This is a genomic window from Streptomyces silvae (assembly GCF_016745505.1).
GTDB classification, from domain to species: domain Bacteria; phylum Actinomycetota; class Actinomycetes; order Streptomycetales; family Streptomycetaceae; genus Streptomyces; species Streptomyces silvae.
The window spans coordinates 1-16,806 of record NZ_JAERUC010000150.1 but is presented as its reverse complement, the minus strand read 5'-3'; the positions used below and the strand labels follow the sequence as shown (position 1 = coordinate 16,806).

The following is a 16,806-nucleotide window of genomic DNA, read 5'->3' as shown; positions in this document are numbered from 1 at the left end:
AACATGGCAGAGCCGAAGATCTTCACGTCCGCACAGGAGCTGCGGGACGGGGTGGGCCAGGAGCTCGGTCACAGCGATTGGCTGGAGATCGACCAGAAGAGGATCGACCAGTTCGCCGAGGCCACGGGCGACCACCAGTGGATCCATGTGGACCCGGAGCGCGCCGCGGCGGGCCCGTTCGGAACGACGATCGCGCACGGCTACCTCACGCTGTCGCTGCTGCCGGTGCTCGTCCCGCAGATCCTCCAGGTCGAGAACGTGAAGATGGGCATCAACTACGGGACCAACAAGGTCCGTTTCCCCTCGACCGTCCCGGTGGGCTCGCGGCTGCGCGCCACGGCCGTGCTCAAGGACGTCGAGGAGGCGGGCGGCGGCGTGCAGGTGACGGCGCTGGTGACCATCGAGCGCGAGGGCGGCGACAAGCCGGCGTGCGTCGCCGAGTCGGTGTCGCGCTACTACTTCTGATCCGTCACCGCTTCGGGGCCGCCCCGGGGGTCACTGCTTCGGGGTGGCGCCCACCATGCGCAGGACGAGGTCCGCGTAGAGGGTGCCGACCTCCTCGGGCGTCCGGCTGCCCTGGGCGTTGAACCAGCGCGCCACGTCGATGCAGAGGGACAGCACGGCGAGCGTGGTGCCAGGGACGTCCGGTACGTCGAACTCGCCGGCCCGGACGCCGTCGCCGATGATCCGGCGCACCGCGGCGTCGCTCCGCCTGCGCAGGGCGACGATCTCGGCCCGGTGCTCCTCGCCGAGGGCCTCCAGCTCGTACTGGACGACCCGGGCCGTGGTGTGCCGCTCGGCGTGCCAGCTGACGAAGGACCGGACCGCGTCGGCGAGCCGCTCGGAGGCCGTACCGTCCTGGTCCGCGGCCGTCTCCAGGAGGAGCAGGGCCCGGTCGTGGCCGATCCTGCTGATCCGGTGGAGCAGCTCTTCCTTGGTCTTGTAGTGGATGTAGAGCGCGGCCGGGCTCATCCCCGCCCGGCCGGCGATGTCACGGGTGGTGGTGGCGTGGTAGCCACGCTCCGCGAAGGCCTCGACGGCCGCGAGGAGCAGCCGCCTCGCCGCCTCGGGCGTGACCTCGCTCCACGGCGTGTTGTCGCCGTCGGTCTCCTCCGCCGTGCTCATCGCCACGTGCCCCTTTCCGCTGGCAGGACGAACACCATACCGCGAACCTGAGCAAGCGCTTAGAGCGCTCGGGGGGTGAGACCGTCAGAGCTTCTGGAAGGGATCGTGCTCGGCGAGGATCTTCTCCAGCCTGGCCTGGTCGACCCTGCTGACGATCTGCCCCGCCTCCTGCCGGTCCCGGATGACCTTGGCGAGGGTGAAGCACGAGGTGACGAGATAGAGGACGCCGATGGCGAGGAAGGCCCGCACCCAGGCGTCCGCGTCGAGGAAGAAGATGCCGAGGGCCACCGCACCCATGGCCACGCCGAAGGAGAGGACGGCCTGTCCGTAGAAGGCGGCGGTGCTCTGCTGCTTGACCGATGTTGTCTCACTCATGGGACACAGCATCCGGCGCGGTGGCGCCCACCGGTATCCGTCGGCGTACTCAGCCGGTACTCATCGGCGGTTGCCCGTGGGCCCGGCGGTGCGTCAGGGGACCGGGCACCCGTGCCGGGCCCCGGAGGCGGTGGCGAAGGCGGCCAGCAGGCGCTCCGCGTCCTGGTGGCCGACCGTGGAGCGCACCCCCTTCTCACGGTCCGGCCTCGGGAACTCCTCGAACTTGAAGTACGCGACCCACAGGGCACCGTCGCAGAGGTGGGACTCCATGACGGCACCCGTCACGCTGCCGGGATAGCGGCCGTCCAGGTACCTCTCCTGCTCCGCGGAGGGCCCGTAGTAGGCGGTCAGCCGGACATGGTGGTCCTCGTCCGGGAGGGTGACGGAGCACTCCTCGGTGAGCGCGCGCCCGGCGGGCTTCTCCGACACCGTCGTGAGCCGCAGCCGGTCCGCGTCCTGCGGGCGGACGACGTCGCGGCAGGTGCCCTCCGCCTCCGCGACGGGGCGGGTCTGCCACGGCGAACGGTCGACGGCCGAGGGGCGCCGGCCCAGATCCCCCTCGCAGTCGAAGCGCTTCGCCGCGCGGCGGGCCGACTCGGTGGCGAACCGGGCCACCTGGAGCACCTGGGCGTCGGTGAGTTCCTCGATGTCCTGGCGCGCCTCGGCCAGGACGAGAAGGCCCTTGCCGGGCAGCGGGGCGCAGTCGACGAGCACCCCGGCCCTGGGCTGGTCGGAGACGGCGAAGGAGCCGTTCCAGCCGAATCCGATCGGCGTCGCCGAGGCGTTCTCCGCCGCGCCACTGGACCGATGGGCCGCCGACGGACGGATGTTCAGCTTGAGCTGTACGCCGCCGGCCTCCTCGCCCCGGGCCCAGGCCGCGCAGTACTCGGTCTCCTGGCCCACCCATTCCGCGGTGTGACCGCCGAACTCCAGCTCGGCGCCGCCGAAGAACGTCTCTGCCTCCTCGGCCGCCAGGGCTCCCCGGCAGGTGTCGGCGGGCTCCTCCCCGGAGTCGTCGCCCCGGAGGCCGAGCCCCCAGATCAGCCCGCCGGCCGTGAGCGCCAGGACGAGCGCTCCCCCGGCCGCCTTGACCCGTCGTCCGGTCATCCCTGCTTCCCCCTCCGTCACGGTGCCGTGGTGGCCGTGGGCGCGGCGGGCGCCGCGCACCCGTGGGCCGCGGCCGACCGCTCGGCGAACGTCTTCAGCACGGAGAGCGCGTACGCCCGGTCGGCCCCCGTCTCCTGCGTCTCGTCGTCGTGCCCGCCCGTCAGCCCGAAGAGGGCGGGTCCGCCGTCTCCGGGGCATTCGGCGCTGGTCCAGTAGTCGCCCTCGTCCAGGACGCCCGACCGCTGTCCGGACTCGGACGGATGGGGCTTCCCGGTGTGCTCGGCGGCGTCATGGCGCGCTCCCTCCGCGTAGGGGCCGTACAGCGCGGTGAGCCGGGAGGCCGTGCCCTTCGCGTCGCCGAGCACGCATTCCTCGATCGGCGCGGCGCCGCTGCCGCTCTCCCAGACCCGGTCGACCGTCTTCCCGCGGGCGGTGACGCCGGAACAGGCGCCCTCGGCGTCGGCGGGGGCGACGTACTCGTCCTCGTTCACGGGCAGCGGCACGGTGGCCGGCGGCTCGCCGAGGTCGGCGTCGCAGTTCCACCGGCGGGAGGCGTTGGCGGCCGTGGCGGTGGCGACCCGGGCGAACGCGGTACGGCGCTCCGGGTTGTCGAGGGGGCTGTCGTCCAGGTACTTCTTCCCCTCCACCGCGACGGTGACGAGCAGGTCGCCGCGGCCCGGTGAGCAGTCCAGCAGGACGGACGTGGTGGCTTCGGCCTCACCGGAGGAGTGGTGGCCCATGGCGAACACGCCGCTCCAGCCCTGCCCCAGAGGGGCCGGCGGCAAGGTGGAGCGCACCGGTGGGTAGAGGCTCTCGTACCGGCGGTCCTCCCGGTCGAGGGTCGGCACACCGTTGACGGTGACCGTCATCGTCGCCTCGCCGGGGTGCACGCCGTCATGCGGGTCGGCGCCGCGCGCGATGCCGCAGGTCACCCGCAGCGAGGTGGTGGTGTCGTCGAGGCTTCCCTCGCTCGTGTCCTTGCCGGCCTTCAGACGGCGGTCGCCGAGGACGGCACGGACCTCGTCGGCGGGGAGCACACCGTCGCACGCGTCGGTGACCAGCCGGGCCGACCGCCAGCGGTCGTAGCCGCCGCCGAACCAGGCGACGCCGCCCGCGAGCAGCACCAGAGCGGCCAGGACGGCCCCGGCTCCCACCGCGTAACGCTTCACCGGAGCCATTCCTCCACCTCGCCCAGGACCTTGGTGTCATGGCAGTGCGCACGCTTCGGCCAGCCGCCGTCGGCGGCCAGGTAGCGGTCGAGCGCGGCGCGCGCGTCCGCCGAGAACCGCTTGCGGACCTGCCCCTCGACGGTCACTTCCTGCTCGTCGTCGAAGCTGATCCCCGGGGTCACGACGATCCGGTGGTAGCTCGGGCCGCCGTCGCACACCGACCCGGCCCAGAGCGCGAGCGCCGGAGGGGAGAACTCCGCCGTCCTGATCGCGACGGTGCCGTCAGGGGCGGCGGGTGACCTGGCGCCCTGCCCGGGGGCGGTTCCCGCGTAGGTGTGGCGTTCGTACGCGCCACGGGCGAACTCGCCCGACCAGCTCTCGGCCTTCAGCGCCACGACGGGCATGCCGTCCGGTACGCCGAATCCGGTGGTGCGGCCCGCGCAGGACCCGGCGCGGCCGTCGTACCGCGCGTCCCCGGTGAACTCCCAGTCCTCGGCGGCGAAGCCGAGCTCGTCAGGGTCGGCCCACGCGCAGAGCTCCGTCGGCTCGGGCCCTTCGGCCTGACGGGGCGAGGCGCTCGTACGGATCGGATCCCGCCCGCAGTCCTGGTGCCCGAGGACCCAGTTGGCGACGTCGACCGCCGTGCGGGCCGCGAGGAGGCGGTCGGCGTCGGGGACGTCGTACTCGTCGTCCGCCGCGGAGGGCAGGTCCACCGTGACCCGGAAACTCTCGGCGGGCCGGCTCCTGCCGCGGAGGCCCGAGGGGCACTCCACCCGCAACGAGGCGCTCACCGCACTGCCGTTCAGCCGGTCGTCGGCCATGGTGCCGCCCCGCGCACCCGCCGGAAGGGGCATCGGGAAGTCGCCGACGGTCGGGGACCCCTCGTCGTCGGCGGCCACCTGAGCGGCGATCAGGGCCTCGGCCCGCACCTGTACGAGCGCCTCGGGTTCCCAGCGCGCGGGGCCCCAGGCGAGCGTGCAGTCCAGCAGCGCCCGGCTCTCCCGGCCCGGGTCGAGCATCGTCCCGTACTCCTCCAGGACGCCGGCGCTGTCGTCCGGGACGAAGCCCCGCAGCCGCTCATGGGGCAGCAGACCGGCGCAGGCGCGCCCGAGTTGCTCCAGGTTGTCGCTCCGCTGCCGGTCCCGGTCGGCGGAGAACCACACCGCGGTCCCGCCGATGAGAGCCAGGACCGTCGCCCCCGCTGCCGCGAGGAGCAGCCAAGTGCGCCCCCGTATGCCGCGCATTCCGTGATGACCTTCCCCCGCCGATCCGAACCGGGGACGCTATCAGAGCGGTGCGCGGCCGGTCCCGCCTCCCTGACCGGACAGGACGGGCGGGGACGGGTGCTAGAAGGCGGACACCCCTGTCAGCGCCCGGCCGATGATCAGCTTCTGGATCTGGCTGGTGCCCTCGTACAGGGTCATCACGCGGGCGTCCCTGACGAGCTTGCCGACGGGGTACTCGTCGATGTAGCCGTAACCGCCGAACACCTGGAGGGCGTTGTTCGCGGCACGGACCGCGGCCTCGGAGGCGAAGAGCTTCGCCGTGGACGCCGCGGTGGCGAAGTCCTGGCCGCGGTCGATGAGGTCGGCGACGCGCCAGGTCAGCATGCGGGCGGCGTCGACGTCCACGGAGATGTCGCTGATGAGCTCCTGGACGAGCTGGTAGCTCGCGATGGACTTGCCGAACTGCTCGCGCTCCCCCGCGTAGCGCACGGCGGCGTCCAGGGCGGCCTGGGCGATGCCGACACAGCCCGCGGCCACCGACATCCGGCCCTTGGCCAGGGCGGACATCGCGATGGAGAAGCCCTTGCCCTCGGGGCCCAGGAGCGCGGAGGCGGGGACGCGGACGTCCTCCAGCACCAGTTCGGCGGTGGCCTGGCCGCGCAGCCCGAGCTTGCCGTGCACGGTGCGCCGGGTCAGGCCGGGGGTGTCGGCCGGGACCAGGAAGGCGGAGACGCCCCGGTGACCGGGGGTGTCGTTCGTCCGGGCGAAGAGCAGGACGACATCGGCCCAGGTGCCGTTGGTGATGAACATCTTGGAGCCGTTGACGACGTAGTCCTCACCGTCACGCACGGCCCGGGTCGTCAGGTTGCCGGCGTCGGAGCCGGTGCCCGGCTCGGTGAGGCCGAAGCAGCCGATCGCCTCGCCCGAGGTGAGCCCCGGCAGCCACTGCTGCTTCTGCTCCTCGCTGCCCCAGGACGCGATGGTCTTGGCGACCAGGCCGAGCGAGACGGAGACGATGCCGCGCACCGAGGAGTCACCGCGGCCGAGTTCCTCGGTCACCAGGCAGTAGGCGAGGTGGTCGCCGCCCGAGCCGCCGTACTCCTCCGGGACCGTCAGCCCGAGGAAGCCGAGGGCGCCCAGCTTCTTCACGATCGACTTGTCGACACTCTCGGCGCGGTCCCACTCGACGACATGCGGGGTGATCTCCCGTGCGACGAAGTCCTCGGCGAGCTGCCGGACGGCTTCCTGCTCCTCGCTCAGCTCCAGGTTCATCCTGCGACACCCCACTTTTAATTAGCACTGCTAGTTTTAGGCTTGCAGGCCCTACTATGTGCCGCATGGCCCGACCGCGCAAGCCCCTCCTCAGCAGAGACCGCATCGTCGAGGCGGCGAGCGCCCTCGTCGACGCCGAAGGGCTGGACGCCGTCTCGACCCGCCGGCTCGCCGCCGAGCTGGGGGTGAGCGGGCCCTCGCTCTACAACCACTTCCGGAACAAGGACGAGATCCTCGACGCGGTCGCCGACGCCGTCTCCGCGCAGGTCGACCTGTCGATGTTCGAGGAGTCCGACCCGCGCGGCTGGGCCGCCGCCCTGCACGACTGGGCCGTCTCCTACCGGGCGGCGCTCGCCGCGCACCCGCACATCGTCCCGGTGCTCGCGCAGGGGCCCGGCCGCCGTCCGGCCGGCCTCAAGGTCGCCGACGCGGTGTTCGGGGCGATGGTCCGGGCCGGCTGGCCGCCCGCCCAGGCGACGTACATCGGCGCGCTGATGCGGTACTTCATCACCGGTTCCGCGCTCGGCTCGTTCGCCCGCGGCTTCGTGGACGACGAGACGGCGTACGACCCCGCCGACTACCCCCACCTGGGCCAGGCGCACCTGCTGGCCGACCGCCGCCAGCAGGTCGACGAGGGTGCCTTCGAGACCGGGCTGCGCGCCCTGCTGGACGGTCTGGCGCTCCAGTACGAGCAGACGGCCGCCGGCCGGACGGTTCGGCCCGCGCCGAACGGCGCCTGACGCATCCTGGACCCATGGCCCGTACGACACCGCACGATCCGGCCGCACCGCGGCTCGCCGCGCTGGCGGCCCTGCTCGCCGACGAGACCCGCGCCTCCTTCTGCCTGGCCCTGCTCGACGGCCGGGCCTGGACGGCGGGCGAGCTGGCCCGGGGCGCGGGGGTGGCCCCCTCGACCGCCAGCGAGCATCTGGGCAAGCTGGTGGCCGGCGGGCTGCTGACCGAGGAGCGCCAGGGCCGCCACCGCTATCTGCGGCTCGCCGACGGGCGGATCGCGCAGCTGGTCGAGGAGCTGGCGGCCCACGCCCAGCCGGGGGTCCGTACGCCCCCGCGCACGCTGCGCGAGTCGAGCCTCCAGCACGCGCTGGCCCGGGGACGTACGTGTTACGACCATCTCGCCGGGCTCCTCGGCATCCGCATCACCGACGCGATGACCGAGCGCGGGCTCCTGCGGCAGGACACCGGTTTCGCGCTGACCGAGGACGGTCTGCACTGGTTCGGCGCGCTCGGCATCCCCCTCGGCACCACGTCCCGGAGGCCTCTGGCGCGCGGCTGCCTGGACTGGACCGAGCGGCGGCCGCACCTCGCGGGTGTCTCAGGAGCCGCGCTGTGCCGTCATGCGCTGGACGCAGGCTGGTGCGAGCGGGTCGGGACGGGCCGGGCGGTCCGGGCGACCCCCGCCGGGGAGCGCGCCCTGGCGGAGCATCTGGGCATCGAGCCGGCGTCGCTCACGGCGTGCTGACAATTCGGTGGGGCCCGAAGCGTTCCCGGCCTACCGTCGGGGCCATGACGACCACACCGACAGCGCGCCCCTCCGCGCCGTCCGCATCCCGACGCGACTGGCGCGCCCCGGCCGCCGCGTGCACCACGGTCCTCCTGTGGGCCTCCGCCTTCGTCTCCATCCGCAGCGCGGGCGAGGCGTACTCACCGGGGGCGCTGGCCCTGGGCCGGCTCCTGGCGGGCACGCTGACGCTCGGCGCGCTCCTGCTCGTACGCCGCGAGGGTCTGCCGTCCCGGGCCGCGTGGCCGGGCATCATCGGCTCAGGGCTGCTCTGGTTCGGGCTGTACATGGTGGTGCTCAACTGGGGTGAGCAGCAGGTCGACGCCGGTACGGCGGCCATGGTCGTGAACGTGGGGCCGATCCTGATGGCGCTGCTGGGCGCCCGGCTGCTCGGGGAGGCGCTCCCCCGCCGCCTCCTGACGGGCATGGCGGTCTCGTTCGCGGGGGCCGTCGTCGTGGGGCTCTCCATGTCGGGCCACGGGAGTTCGTCGGTGCTCGGCGTACTCCTGTGCCTGCTGGCCGCCCTGTCGTACGCGGGCGGGGTGGTCATCCAGAAGCCCGCGCTGCGGCACGGGTCCCCGCTGCAGATCACCACGTTCGGCTGCCTGATCGGCACGGTCGCCTGCCTGCCGTTCACCGGCGTCCTGGTCTCCGAGGCGGCCGACGCCCCGGTCTCCGCCACGCTGAACATGGTCTATCTGGGCGTGTTCCCGACCGCGCTGGCCTTCACCACCTGGGCGTACGCCCTGGCCCGGACGACCGCGGGCCGGATGGGCGCGACGACGTACGCCGTGCCCGCCCTGGTGGTGCTGATGTCCTGGCTGCTCCTCGACGAGGTGCCCGCGGTGCTCACCGTCGCGGGCGGGCTGCTCTGCCTGGCGGGGGTGGCGGTCTCACGGACCCGCTCGCGGCGCGCGCGGGCGGCGGAGGAGCCGGCGGTCTGAGGCCGCCCGGCCCGCGCGCGGGCTTGCCTGGGCGGAGTGCGGGGCCGTGGTTCCACGGCCCCGCCTGTACGCCCTAGAACACGACCAGCGCGCGGCCGCCCTTGCCCGCGATCATGTGGTCGAAGGCCTCCGGGATGCCGTCCAGCGTGATCCGCTCCGTGACCATCATGGAGAGGTCGAACCGTCCTGCACGGATGTGCTCGGCGAGCACCGGCAGGTCGCGGGCCGGGTCGCTGTTCCCGTAGACGCAGCCGGTGAGGGAGCGGCCCCAGTGGAAGATCTCCAGGGCGTTGAAGGTCACCTGCTGGTCCTTGCCGCCGATGCCGACGACCGTGGTCCGGCCGCCGCGGCGGGTCGACTCCCAGGCCCCGCGGATCGTGGCGGGGCGGCCCACGCACTCCACGGCGACGTCCGCGCCCTGGCCGCCGGTGAGCTTGCGTACGGCGCGGGGTGTGGTGTCGGACGCGACGACGTAGTCGGTGGCGCCGGCCCGGCGGGCGAGCTCCTCCTTCTCGGGTGACACGTCCACGGCGATGATCTGCGACGCTCCGGCGATGCGGGCGGCCTGGAGGACGGCGAGGCCGACCCCGCCGATCCCGAGGACGACGACGCTCTCGCCCTCGCGCACCCGGGCGGAGTGGTGGACCGCCCCGTAGCCGGTGAGGACCGCGCAGCCGAGCAGGGCCGCGTCGTCGAGCGGGATGCCGGAAGGGGCGGGCAGCACGCAGTTCGCGGCGACGACGGTCTCCTGGGCGAAGGCCGCGACGTTCAGGCCGGGGTGGAGCTCGGTGCCGTCGGCCGTACGGGCATGGATGTTCGCCGCGCCCTTGAGCGCGTCGGCACAGAGCCAGACCTCGCCGATCCCGCAGTGGAAGCAGGCGCCGCAGGACGGCGCCCAGTTGAGGACGACGGGGTCGCCCGCGGCAACGTGGGTGACGCCCTCGCCGACGGAGAGCACCGTGCCGGCACCCTCGTGGCCGAGGACCGCGGGGACGGGCAACCGCATGGTGCCGTTGGACAGGGACAGGTCGGAGTGGCAGACACCGGCGGCGGCGAGCCTGACGCTCACCTGGCCGGGGCCGGGCTCCGGGAGTGCGATGTCGGTGATCTCCAGGGGAGCTCCGACGGCGGGCAGTACGGCGGCGCGGACCACGAACAGACTCCTCGGTGGATCGGCGTGGGGATCAGAACTGGAGGGACTTGGTCTGGAGGTACTCGGAGAGCCCGTGCGGGCCGAGCTCGCGTCCCACGCCCGACTGCTTGTAACCGCCGAAGGGCGCCAGGGGGTTGAAGCGTCCGCCGTTGATGTCGACCTGTCCGGTGTCCATGCGGCGGGCGAAGGCCACGGCCTCCGCGTCGTCGGCACCCCAGACCGCGCCGGCCAGCCCGTACACGGTGTCGTTGGCGATGCGCAGGGCGTCGTCCACGTCCTCGTACCGCAGGATCGAGAGCACCGGGCCGAAGATCTCCTCCTGCGCGATGGTCATGCCGGGGGTGACGTCGGCGAAGACGGTGGGGCTGACGTAGTAGCCCTGGTCCTTGGGGGCCTCGGGGCCGCCCGCGACGAGGCGGGCACCCTCCTCGATGCCCTTCTCGATGTAACCCCACACCCGGGCCTGCTGCTTGGCGTTGACGACGGGCCCGACCCGCTCGCCGGGGACGTACTTGGCGACCGCCGTGGCGGCGAGGCTCACGGCCTCCTCGTACCGCTCGGCGTCGACCAGCATCCGGGTCCAGGCGCTGCACGTCTGGCCGGAGTTGGACATCACGTTGGCCACGCCGACGTTGACCGCCTTGGCGAGGTCGGCGCCGGGGAGGATCACGTTGGCGGACTTGCCGCCGAGCTCCAGGGCGACCCGCTTGACGGCCGCGCCCGCGGTGGCCCCGATCTGCCGGCCGACCGCCGTGGACCCGGTGAACGAGACCAGGTCGACGTCCTCGTGCTCGGCGAGCGCCTGTCCGGCGACCGCCCCGACGCCGGTGACCAGGTTGAAGACGCCGGCCGGCAGGCCCGCCTCCTCGGTGGCCTCGGCGAAGAGCTGCGCGGTGAGCGGGGTGTCCTCGGCGGGCTTGAGGACGACGGTGCAGCCCGCGGCGAGCGCGGGGGCGACCTTGGCGACGATCTGGTGGAGCGGGTAGTTCCAGGGCGTGATCGCGCCGACGACGCCGACCGGCTCCAGCAGGACGGTGGAGTTGCCGAGCTTCTCCTCGAAGGAGTACGAGGCGGCCAGTTCGGCGTACGAGCCGGCGACCAGCACCGGTACGCCCGCGTGCACCGCCTGGGACAGCGGCAGCGGCGAGCCCAGCTCGGCGGTGACGGTCTCGGCGATCTCCTCCTTGCGGGCGGCGAGCACGTCGCGCAGCGCGGTGATCCGCGCGGCGCGCTCGGCGGGCGGGGTGGCCGCCCAGCCGGGGAAGGCGGCGCGTGCGGCGCGTACCGCGGCGTCGACGTCCTCGGCGGTGCCCGCCGGGACGTGTCCGATGACCTGTTCGTCCGCCGGGTTCACGACCGCGATCGTGTCCTGGCCGGCGGCGGGCCGCCACTCCCCGCCGATGTACATCCCGTCATGCGCCTTCATGGCTGTCCCTCCCGGGCTCGCTGTGCCTGCCGCCGAAGCCGTGCGTCGTACGGACGGATGCCGTCCCGGGCCCAAACTAGCGCTGTTAGTTTTTCGGCGCCAGGGAACGGCTGGAGACACAGGTCACGCAGGGCCTCCGGCCACCCTCGCACGGCGGGCCGGGGATGTCCCGGGGCGGGACGGGAAGCGCGGGGCGGGAACCCGTGCCGGGCCGAGTCCCTCTGTCAGGCCGGAACCCTTCTCAGGCCGGGTCCCGCTCGGCGGCGGGCGCCCGTACCTCCTGGGCTCCTGGAGCCGGCGCCGTACCGGGGGCCGGGACCTTGTCGACCGTCCCGGTCCCTCTCCCGGCCCCTGCCCCTGCCCCTGCCCCGCCCCGCCGGAGCCCGAGGCCCGCCGCGCCGACGAGCAGGGCGCCGAGCATCACGAACGGCGCGGCGGTGCCCGCGACTCCGGCGATCAGGCCGGCCGAGGCGGGGGCCGCGACCTGGCCGAGCCGGTTCCCGGTGAGCCGGAGGGCGAGCGCGGTGGAGCGGGCGTCCGCGGGGGCCGCCTGGACGACGGTGGTCATCGAGAGGGGCTGGCCGACCCCCAGGCAGAAGCCCAGCACGGCGAGCATCACGGCGAGCCCCCATACCGGGACGGGCAGGGCGACGGCCGCGCAGAGGAGGCCGCCGAGCAGGCAGGTCGTGGAGAGCAGGGCGGCCCTGCCGACCCTGCGCAGCATCGGTGTCATGACGAGCCGGCAGGCGATGGTCGCGGCGGCCCGCAGGCTGAGGAGCAGGCCGACGGTGGCGGGTGCGATGCCCCGGTTCTCGCCGACCACCGGCAGGTAGGCGGTGAGGATGTCGGTGGCGCAGAGCACGGCGAGGCTGATGAAGATGCCGGCCGGGACTCCGCGGGTGCGCAGGATACCGCCCACCGGCACCTTCCGGTCCGTCCCCCGCGGTGCCCCCGGGGCGGCGCGGTGCTCGATGCGCCACAGCGAGGTGAGGGAGACCGCGGCGACGGCCGCGGAGACGATCAGGGCGAGGGCGCTCGTACGGACCATGGCGCCGTCGCGCTCGGAGATGAGGTAGCCCGCGGCGATCGGCCCGATGAGCTGGCCGAGCGAGGCGCCGATGGTGAAGTGGCCGAAATTGCGGTCCTGTTCGGCGGGGGCCGACTGCCGGGCGACGAGCGACTGGGCGCCGATCACGAAGCAGAGGTGGCCGAGGCCCATGACCCCGCTCCAGGCGGCCAGCGCCGGGAGGGAGCCGGAGGTGCCGCTGAGCGCGCAGCCGCCGCCGATCAGGAGGACCCCGACGGGCAGGAGCGGTGCGCAGCGCCCGTGGTCGGTCCGCCGGCCGAGGGGTACGGCGGCGAAGAGCGGCAGCAGCGCGTACACCCCCGTGATGACGCCGATGGCCTGCTCGTCGGCGCCCAGGGAGAGGGCCCGGTAGGAGACGGCTGGCCGCGCCATCGACACGGCCCCCTGCGCGAAGGCGAAGGCGATGACGAGGCGCAGCAGCCAGCCCCTGCCGGGCCGTGGTTCCGGAGGCATCAGATGATTCCGAAGAGGACGCCCGCGCCGAGGACCACCAGCGAGGTGAGCACGGCCCACTTGACGGTGAACCGGGTGTGGTCGCCGAACTCGACCTTGGCCATGCCGACCAGGACGTAGACGGCGGGCACGAGCGGGGACGACATGTGCAGCGGCTGTCCCACGATGGAGGCGCGGGCGACCTCCAGCGGGGAGACGCCGTGGGCGGCGCCGGCCTCGGCGAGCACGGGCAGAACTCCGAAGTAGAAGCCGTCGTTGGACATGAAGTACGTCAGGGGAAGGCTCAGCACACCGGTGACGATGGCCATGTGCGGGCCCATCGCGTCGGGGATCGCCCCGACGAGCCAGTCCGCCATGTGCTCGACCATACCGGTGCCGGTGAGCACGCCGGTGAAGACGGCGGCGGCGAAGACCATGCCGGAGACGTTGAGCACGTTGTCGGCGTGGGCCGCGATCCGGGCCCGCTGGTCGGGCATGTGGGGGAAGTTGACGGTGAGGGCGAGGGCCGCGCCGAGCAGGAAGAGCACCGGGATCGGCATGAGTTCCAGGATCATCGCGGCCAGCAGGGCGACGGTGAGGCCGGCGTTGAACCAGTAGAGCTTGGGGCGGAGCGTGGACCGGTGCGGGTCGAGGCCCTTGAACTCCTCGTCCCCATCCCCGTCCTCGGTGTCCTCCGCACCACCGGTGGCGGTGCCGGAGCTGCCGCTCTTCGGGGCCTTGGTGAGCCGGTCACCACCGCCGCCGGCTCCGCTTCCCGCGCCGACCAGGACGGTCTCGGGCTCGGTCACCAGCGCCTCGTCGAGGGTGAGCATGCCGAGCCGCTTGCGCTCGCGGCGGCCCAGGACACAGGCGAGCAGGACGACGGCCAGGAGCCCGACGGCGAGGGCCGGGATCATCGGTACGAAGATGTCGGCCGCGTCCACCTTGAGCGCGGTGGCGGCGCGGGCGGTGGGGCCGCCCCAGGGCAGCGTGTTCATGACCCCGTTCGCGGTGGCGGCGACCCCGGTCATCACGACCAGGCTCATCTTCAGCCGCTTGTAGAGCGGATACATCGCCGAGACCGTGATCATGAAGGTGGTGGAGCCGTCTCCGTCCAGCGAGACGACGGCGGCGAGCAGCGCCGTGCCGATGACGATCCGCATGGGGTCGGCCTTGCAGAAGCGCAGGATGCCCCGGACGATCGGGTCGAACAGGCCGACGTCGATCATCACGCCGAAGTAGACGATGGCGAACATCAGCATCGCCGCGGTCGGCGCGAGGGTGCCGACGCCCTCGATGACGTAGTCACCGAGCTTCGCGCCCTGTCCTACGGCCACGCAGAACAGGGCGGGGATCAGGACCAGCGCCGCGATCGGCGACATCTTCTTCATCATGATCAGGACCAGGAAGGTCGCGATCATGGCGAATCCGAGGATTGTCAACATATGGGATACCTAACGTTCACCTTTGAACTCTCACCGGTGCCGGCGGTCCGGATGACGTTAGGGGCCCTGAAGCAGCGTTAACAAGATGTTGACGTGTGAGCAATACGAGCAAAACCCCAGGTCAACGAGCCGATGCTAGAGAGGCGTCGGCTGCGGACGGGGTCACGGAGACGGGGACGGCGTTGAGCACCGAGGTACCGGACAGCGGGTCCAGGAGGGTGCCGTCCAGGAGCTGGTTCACGTTGACGCCCGGCTCCGACCCGGCGACCGACATGCGGGTGCCCGGCCGGCTGTGGCCCCAGCCGTGCGGGAGGCTCACGACCCCGGCCCGTACCGAGTCGGTGATCTCGGCGGGCGCCTCGACCTCGCCGCCCGCCGCGGTGATCCGGGCCGTGTCGCCCTCGGCGAGTCCGATCCGGGCCGCGTCGTCGGGGTGGATCTGGAGGGTGCAGACGTTCGATCCGCCGCGCAGCGAGGCGACGTTGTGCATCCAGCTGTTGTTGGACCGCAGATGGCGGCGGCCGACGAGGACGAGTCCGGCGGGCCGCGCGCCGAGTGCGGCGCGGAGCCGGGGGAGGTCGGCGGCGATCGGCGCCGGGAAGAGCTCGATGCGGCCGCTGCGGGTCCTGAGCACCTGCGGGACGCGCGGCTCCAGCGGGCCGAGGTCGATCCCGTGCGGATGCGCGAGGAGCCGGTCCAGCGTGAGGTCGTACGGACCGAGGCGGAGCATCAGGTCGAGGCGCCGTTCGGCCCCGGTGTCGCCGGTCAGCTCGCCGGCGAGGGACTCGGGGAGGCCGGCCTTGGCGAGCGTCGTGGTGATGATCAGGTCGTCCACGGCCTCGGGCGGGGCGCCGTGGTTGCCGCCGACGGCGAGGACGAGCCGGGCGAGGATCTCGCTCTCGTCCATCCCGCCCTCCTCCAGCGGGACGGCGGGGCGGCTGTAGCGGACCTGGTTGCGGACCGCGAAGGAGTTGAACGCGAAGTCGAAGTGGGCGCTCCGGGAGGGCGGCGGCGGGGGCAGTACGACGTCCGCGTGGCGCGCGGTCTCGTTGAGGTAGGGGTCGACGCTGACCATGAAGTCGAGGCCGTCGGCGAGTGCCCGGTCCAGGCGGTCCCCGTCGGGCGCCGAGAGCACCGGGTTGCCCGCGATGACGATGAGCGCCCGGATCCGGTCCTGCCCGGGTGTCTCGATCTCCTCGGCGAGCGCGGCGACGGGCAGTTCACCCTTGGCCTCGGGGTGCCCGGAGACCCGGCTGCTCCAGCGGCCCAGGTCGAAGCCCTTCCCGGGCGCGGCGGCACGCGGGGCGCGGGCGGTGGCGGAGAGCGGGAAGAGGGCGCCGCCGGGGCGGTCGAGGTTGCCGGTGAGGATGTTGAGTACGTCGACGAGCCAGCTGGCCAGGGTGCCGTGCTCGACGGTGCAGCTCCCGATGCGCCCGTAGACGGCCGCGGCGGGGGCGGCGGCCAGCTCCCGGGCGATCGCCCGGATGGTGTCCGCGTCCAGGTCGCAGGCCCCGGCGACCGCCTCGGGAGTGAAGTCCGCGACGGCTTCGGCGAGTTCGTCGTACCCCTCGATGTGGTCGGCGAGCGCGCCGGGGTCGGCGAGCTTCTCCTCGACGAGGACCTGGGTGAGCGCGGCGAGCAGCAGGGCGTCGGTGCCGGGCCTGATGGCGGCGTGCCGGTCGGCGAGCCGCGCGGTGCGGGTGCGGCGCGGGTCGATGACGGTGAGGGTCCCGCCGCGCTTGCGGAGCGCCTTGAGCTTGCCCGGGAAGTCGGGGGCGGTGCACAGGCTGCCGTTGGACTCCAGCGGGTTGGCGCCGATCAGCAGCAGATGGGCGGTGCGGTCCAGGTCAGGTACGGGGATGGCGTGGGCGTCGCCGAAGAGCAGCCCGCTGGAGACGTGCTTGGGCATCTGGTCCAGGGTGCTGGCGGTGAAGACGTTGCGGGTGCCGAGCGTGGACAGCAGCAGCGGCGGATAGAGCCCGCCCGCCATCGTGTGCACGTTGGGGTTGCCGAGGAAGACCCCGACGGCCTGCTTGCCGTGCTCCCGGACCAGGGCCGGGATCCTCGCCGCGATCGCGTCGAAGGCCTCGTCCCAGGTCGCCTCGCGCAGGACGCCGTCCGTGCGGACGAGCGGGGTGCGCAGCCGGTCGGGGTCGGCGTCCAGCCCGCCGAACGAGGCGCCCTTGGGGCAGATGAAGCCCTTGCTGAAGACGTCCTCGCGGTCACCGCGTGCGCCGGTGACCGCCGTTCCCTCGATGGTGAGGGTGAGTCCGCAGGTGGCTTCGCAGAGCGGGCAGACACGCAGGGCGGTACGGGAATCGTGGGACACGGGCCCTCCCCGGGGCGGCAGCGGTGGCGCGCGGGCGTGAACCGGCGTCCCGCGGCGCGCTCGGCGGGCGCGGGCTCCCGGCGGACCGAGCATACCGACCGGTACGGATGCTGGCGAGGGTCTGGGGGCGGCCCGTTGCCCCGTCCCCGGAGACCGGGCCGCCGGGGAGGGGGCCCCGCGCCAGCGCCTGCCGCCGG

General features: G+C 73.3%; 15 protein-coding genes. 4 read left to right on the top strand and 11 right to left on the bottom strand.

What is annotated here, in order from left to right; genetic code table 11:
* The first annotated feature begins 3 nt into the window (after window positions 1-3).
* The gene (locus JKV81_RS23865; protein ID WP_124279564.1) at window positions 4-465 is read left to right on the top strand and encodes a MaoC family dehydratase; all 462 of its coding nucleotides are present in this window, start codon (window positions 4-6) and stop codon (window positions 463-465) included.
* A 30-nt stretch (window positions 466-495) separates the two neighbouring features.
* On the opposite strand, the gene JKV81_RS23860 is transcribed toward JKV81_RS23865, so the two are convergent.
* The 6 genes from JKV81_RS23860 to JKV81_RS23835 all read right to left on the bottom strand — a co-directional run bounded on the left by JKV81_RS23860 (window position 496) and on the right by JKV81_RS23835 (window position 6,274).
* Complete coding sequence (locus tag JKV81_RS23860) at window positions 496-1,125, bottom strand: TetR/AcrR family transcriptional regulator (RefSeq protein ID WP_099178099.1); 630 nt, start codon at window positions 1,123-1,125, stop codon at window positions 496-498.
* Between the two features lie 84 nt (window positions 1,126-1,209).
* On the bottom strand, window positions 1,210-1,500 hold the full coding sequence (locus tag JKV81_RS23855) for a YiaA/YiaB family inner membrane protein (protein ID WP_031099588.1): 291 nt from the start codon (window positions 1,498-1,500) through the stop codon (window positions 1,210-1,212).
* 93 nt (window positions 1,501-1,593) lie between these two features.
* Window positions 1,594-2,607, bottom strand: coding sequence for a hypothetical protein (locus tag JKV81_RS23850; RefSeq protein ID WP_202077708.1), 1,014 nt, complete (start codon window positions 2,605-2,607; stop codon window positions 1,594-1,596).
* Between the two features lie 17 nt (window positions 2,608-2,624).
* Complete coding sequence (locus JKV81_RS23845; RefSeq protein WP_129261650.1) at window positions 2,625-3,785, bottom strand: hypothetical protein; 1,161 nt, start codon at window positions 3,783-3,785, stop codon at window positions 2,625-2,627.
* Window positions 3,773-5,020, bottom strand: coding sequence for a hypothetical protein (locus JKV81_RS23840; protein WP_129261652.1), 1,248 nt, complete (start codon window positions 5,018-5,020; stop codon window positions 3,773-3,775). Before JKV81_RS23840 ends, JKV81_RS23845 begins: the two co-directional genes overlap by 13 nt.
* A 102-nt stretch (window positions 5,021-5,122) precedes the next feature.
* On the bottom strand, window positions 5,123-6,274 hold the full coding sequence (locus JKV81_RS23835) for an acyl-CoA dehydrogenase family protein (RefSeq protein WP_129261654.1): 1,152 nt from the start codon (window positions 6,272-6,274) through the stop codon (window positions 5,123-5,125).
* A gap of 65 nt (window positions 6,275-6,339) precedes the next feature.
* On the opposite strand from JKV81_RS23835, the gene JKV81_RS23830 reads away from it, so the two are divergent.
* From JKV81_RS23830 to JKV81_RS23820, 3 genes are read left to right on the top strand one after another with little or no spacing between them, the layout of a single operon-like run.
* A complete protein-coding gene (locus tag JKV81_RS23830; protein WP_129261656.1) occupies window positions 6,340-7,014 on the top strand; it encodes a TetR/AcrR family transcriptional regulator in 675 nt (224 codons plus the stop codon).
* 14 nt (window positions 7,015-7,028) lie between these two features.
* Window positions 7,029-7,754, top strand: coding sequence for an ArsR/SmtB family transcription factor (locus JKV81_RS23825; RefSeq protein ID WP_129261658.1), 726 nt, complete (start codon window positions 7,029-7,031; stop codon window positions 7,752-7,754).
* A 44-nt stretch (window positions 7,755-7,798) separates the two neighbouring features.
* Complete coding sequence (locus JKV81_RS23820) at window positions 7,799-8,737, top strand: DMT family transporter (protein ID WP_129261660.1); 939 nt, start codon at window positions 7,799-7,801, stop codon at window positions 8,735-8,737.
* 73 nt (window positions 8,738-8,810) lie between these two features.
* Here JKV81_RS23820 and JKV81_RS23815 read toward each other — a convergent pair whose 3' ends face one another.
* From JKV81_RS23815 to JKV81_RS23795, 5 genes are all read right to left on the bottom strand, one after another.
* On the bottom strand, window positions 8,811-9,890 hold the full coding sequence (locus tag JKV81_RS23815; RefSeq protein WP_124279555.1) for a Zn-dependent alcohol dehydrogenase: 1,080 nt from the start codon (window positions 9,888-9,890) through the stop codon (window positions 8,811-8,813).
* Window positions 9,891-9,921: 31 nt separating this feature from the next.
* Window positions 9,922-11,316 (bottom strand): aldehyde dehydrogenase family protein, encoded by a 1,395-nt coding sequence (locus JKV81_RS23810; RefSeq protein ID WP_202077706.1) that lies wholly within the window; start codon window positions 11,314-11,316, stop codon window positions 9,922-9,924.
* A gap of 241 nt (window positions 11,317-11,557) precedes the next feature.
* Window positions 11,558-12,856, bottom strand: a complete 1,299-nt coding sequence (locus tag JKV81_RS23805; RefSeq protein WP_202077704.1) for an MFS transporter — start codon at window positions 12,854-12,856, stop codon at window positions 11,558-11,560.
* Window positions 12,856-14,280: a CitMHS family transporter gene (locus JKV81_RS23800; RefSeq protein ID WP_202077702.1), complete on the bottom strand. Its 1,425-nt coding sequence runs from the start codon at window positions 14,278-14,280 to the stop codon at window positions 12,856-12,858. Before JKV81_RS23800 ends, JKV81_RS23805 begins: the two co-directional genes overlap by 1 nt.
* Window positions 14,281-14,401: 121 nt before the next feature.
* Window positions 14,402-16,609 (bottom strand): molybdopterin oxidoreductase family protein, encoded by a 2,208-nt coding sequence (locus JKV81_RS23795; protein WP_202077700.1) that lies wholly within the window; start codon window positions 16,607-16,609, stop codon window positions 14,402-14,404.
* Window positions 16,610-16,806 lie beyond the last annotated feature (197 nt).

Coding starts and splice junctions, on each gene's coding strand:
- JKV81_RS23855 (WP_031099588.1), bottom strand. CDS start 1,500: ATGAGTGAGACAACATCGGTCAAGCAGCAGAGCACCGCCGCCTTCTAC.
- JKV81_RS23860 (WP_099178099.1), bottom strand. CDS start 1,125: ATGAGCACGGCGGAGGAGACCGACGGCGACAACACGCCGTGGAGCGAG.
- JKV81_RS23840 (WP_129261652.1), bottom strand. CDS start 5,020: ATGCGCGGCATACGGGGGCGCACTTGGCTGCTCCTCGCGGCAGCGGGG.
- JKV81_RS23830 (WP_129261656.1), top strand. CDS start 6,340: ATGGCCCGACCGCGCAAGCCCCTCCTCAGCAGAGACCGCATCGTCGAG.
- JKV81_RS23825 (WP_129261658.1), top strand. CDS start 7,029: ATGGCCCGTACGACACCGCACGATCCGGCCGCACCGCGGCTCGCCGCG.
- JKV81_RS23800 (WP_202077702.1), bottom strand. CDS start 14,280: ATGTTGACAATCCTCGGATTCGCCATGATCGCGACCTTCCTGGTCCTG.
- JKV81_RS23850 (WP_202077708.1), bottom strand. CDS start 2,607: ATGACCGGACGACGGGTCAAGGCGGCCGGGGGAGCGCTCGTCCTGGCG.
- JKV81_RS23805 (WP_202077704.1), bottom strand. CDS start 12,856: ATGCCTCCGGAACCACGGCCCGGCAGGGGCTGGCTGCTGCGCCTCGTC.
- JKV81_RS23820 (WP_129261660.1), top strand. CDS start 7,799: ATGACGACCACACCGACAGCGCGCCCCTCCGCGCCGTCCGCATCCCGA.
- JKV81_RS23845 (WP_129261650.1), bottom strand. CDS start 3,785: ATGGCTCCGGTGAAGCGTTACGCGGTGGGAGCCGGGGCCGTCCTGGCC.
- JKV81_RS23810 (WP_202077706.1), bottom strand. CDS start 11,316: ATGAAGGCGCATGACGGGATGTACATCGGCGGGGAGTGGCGGCCCGCC.
- JKV81_RS23835 (WP_129261654.1), bottom strand. CDS start 6,274: ATGAACCTGGAGCTGAGCGAGGAGCAGGAAGCCGTCCGGCAGCTCGCC.
- JKV81_RS23865 (WP_124279564.1), top strand. CDS start 4: ATGGCAGAGCCGAAGATCTTCACGTCCGCACAGGAGCTGCGGGACGGG.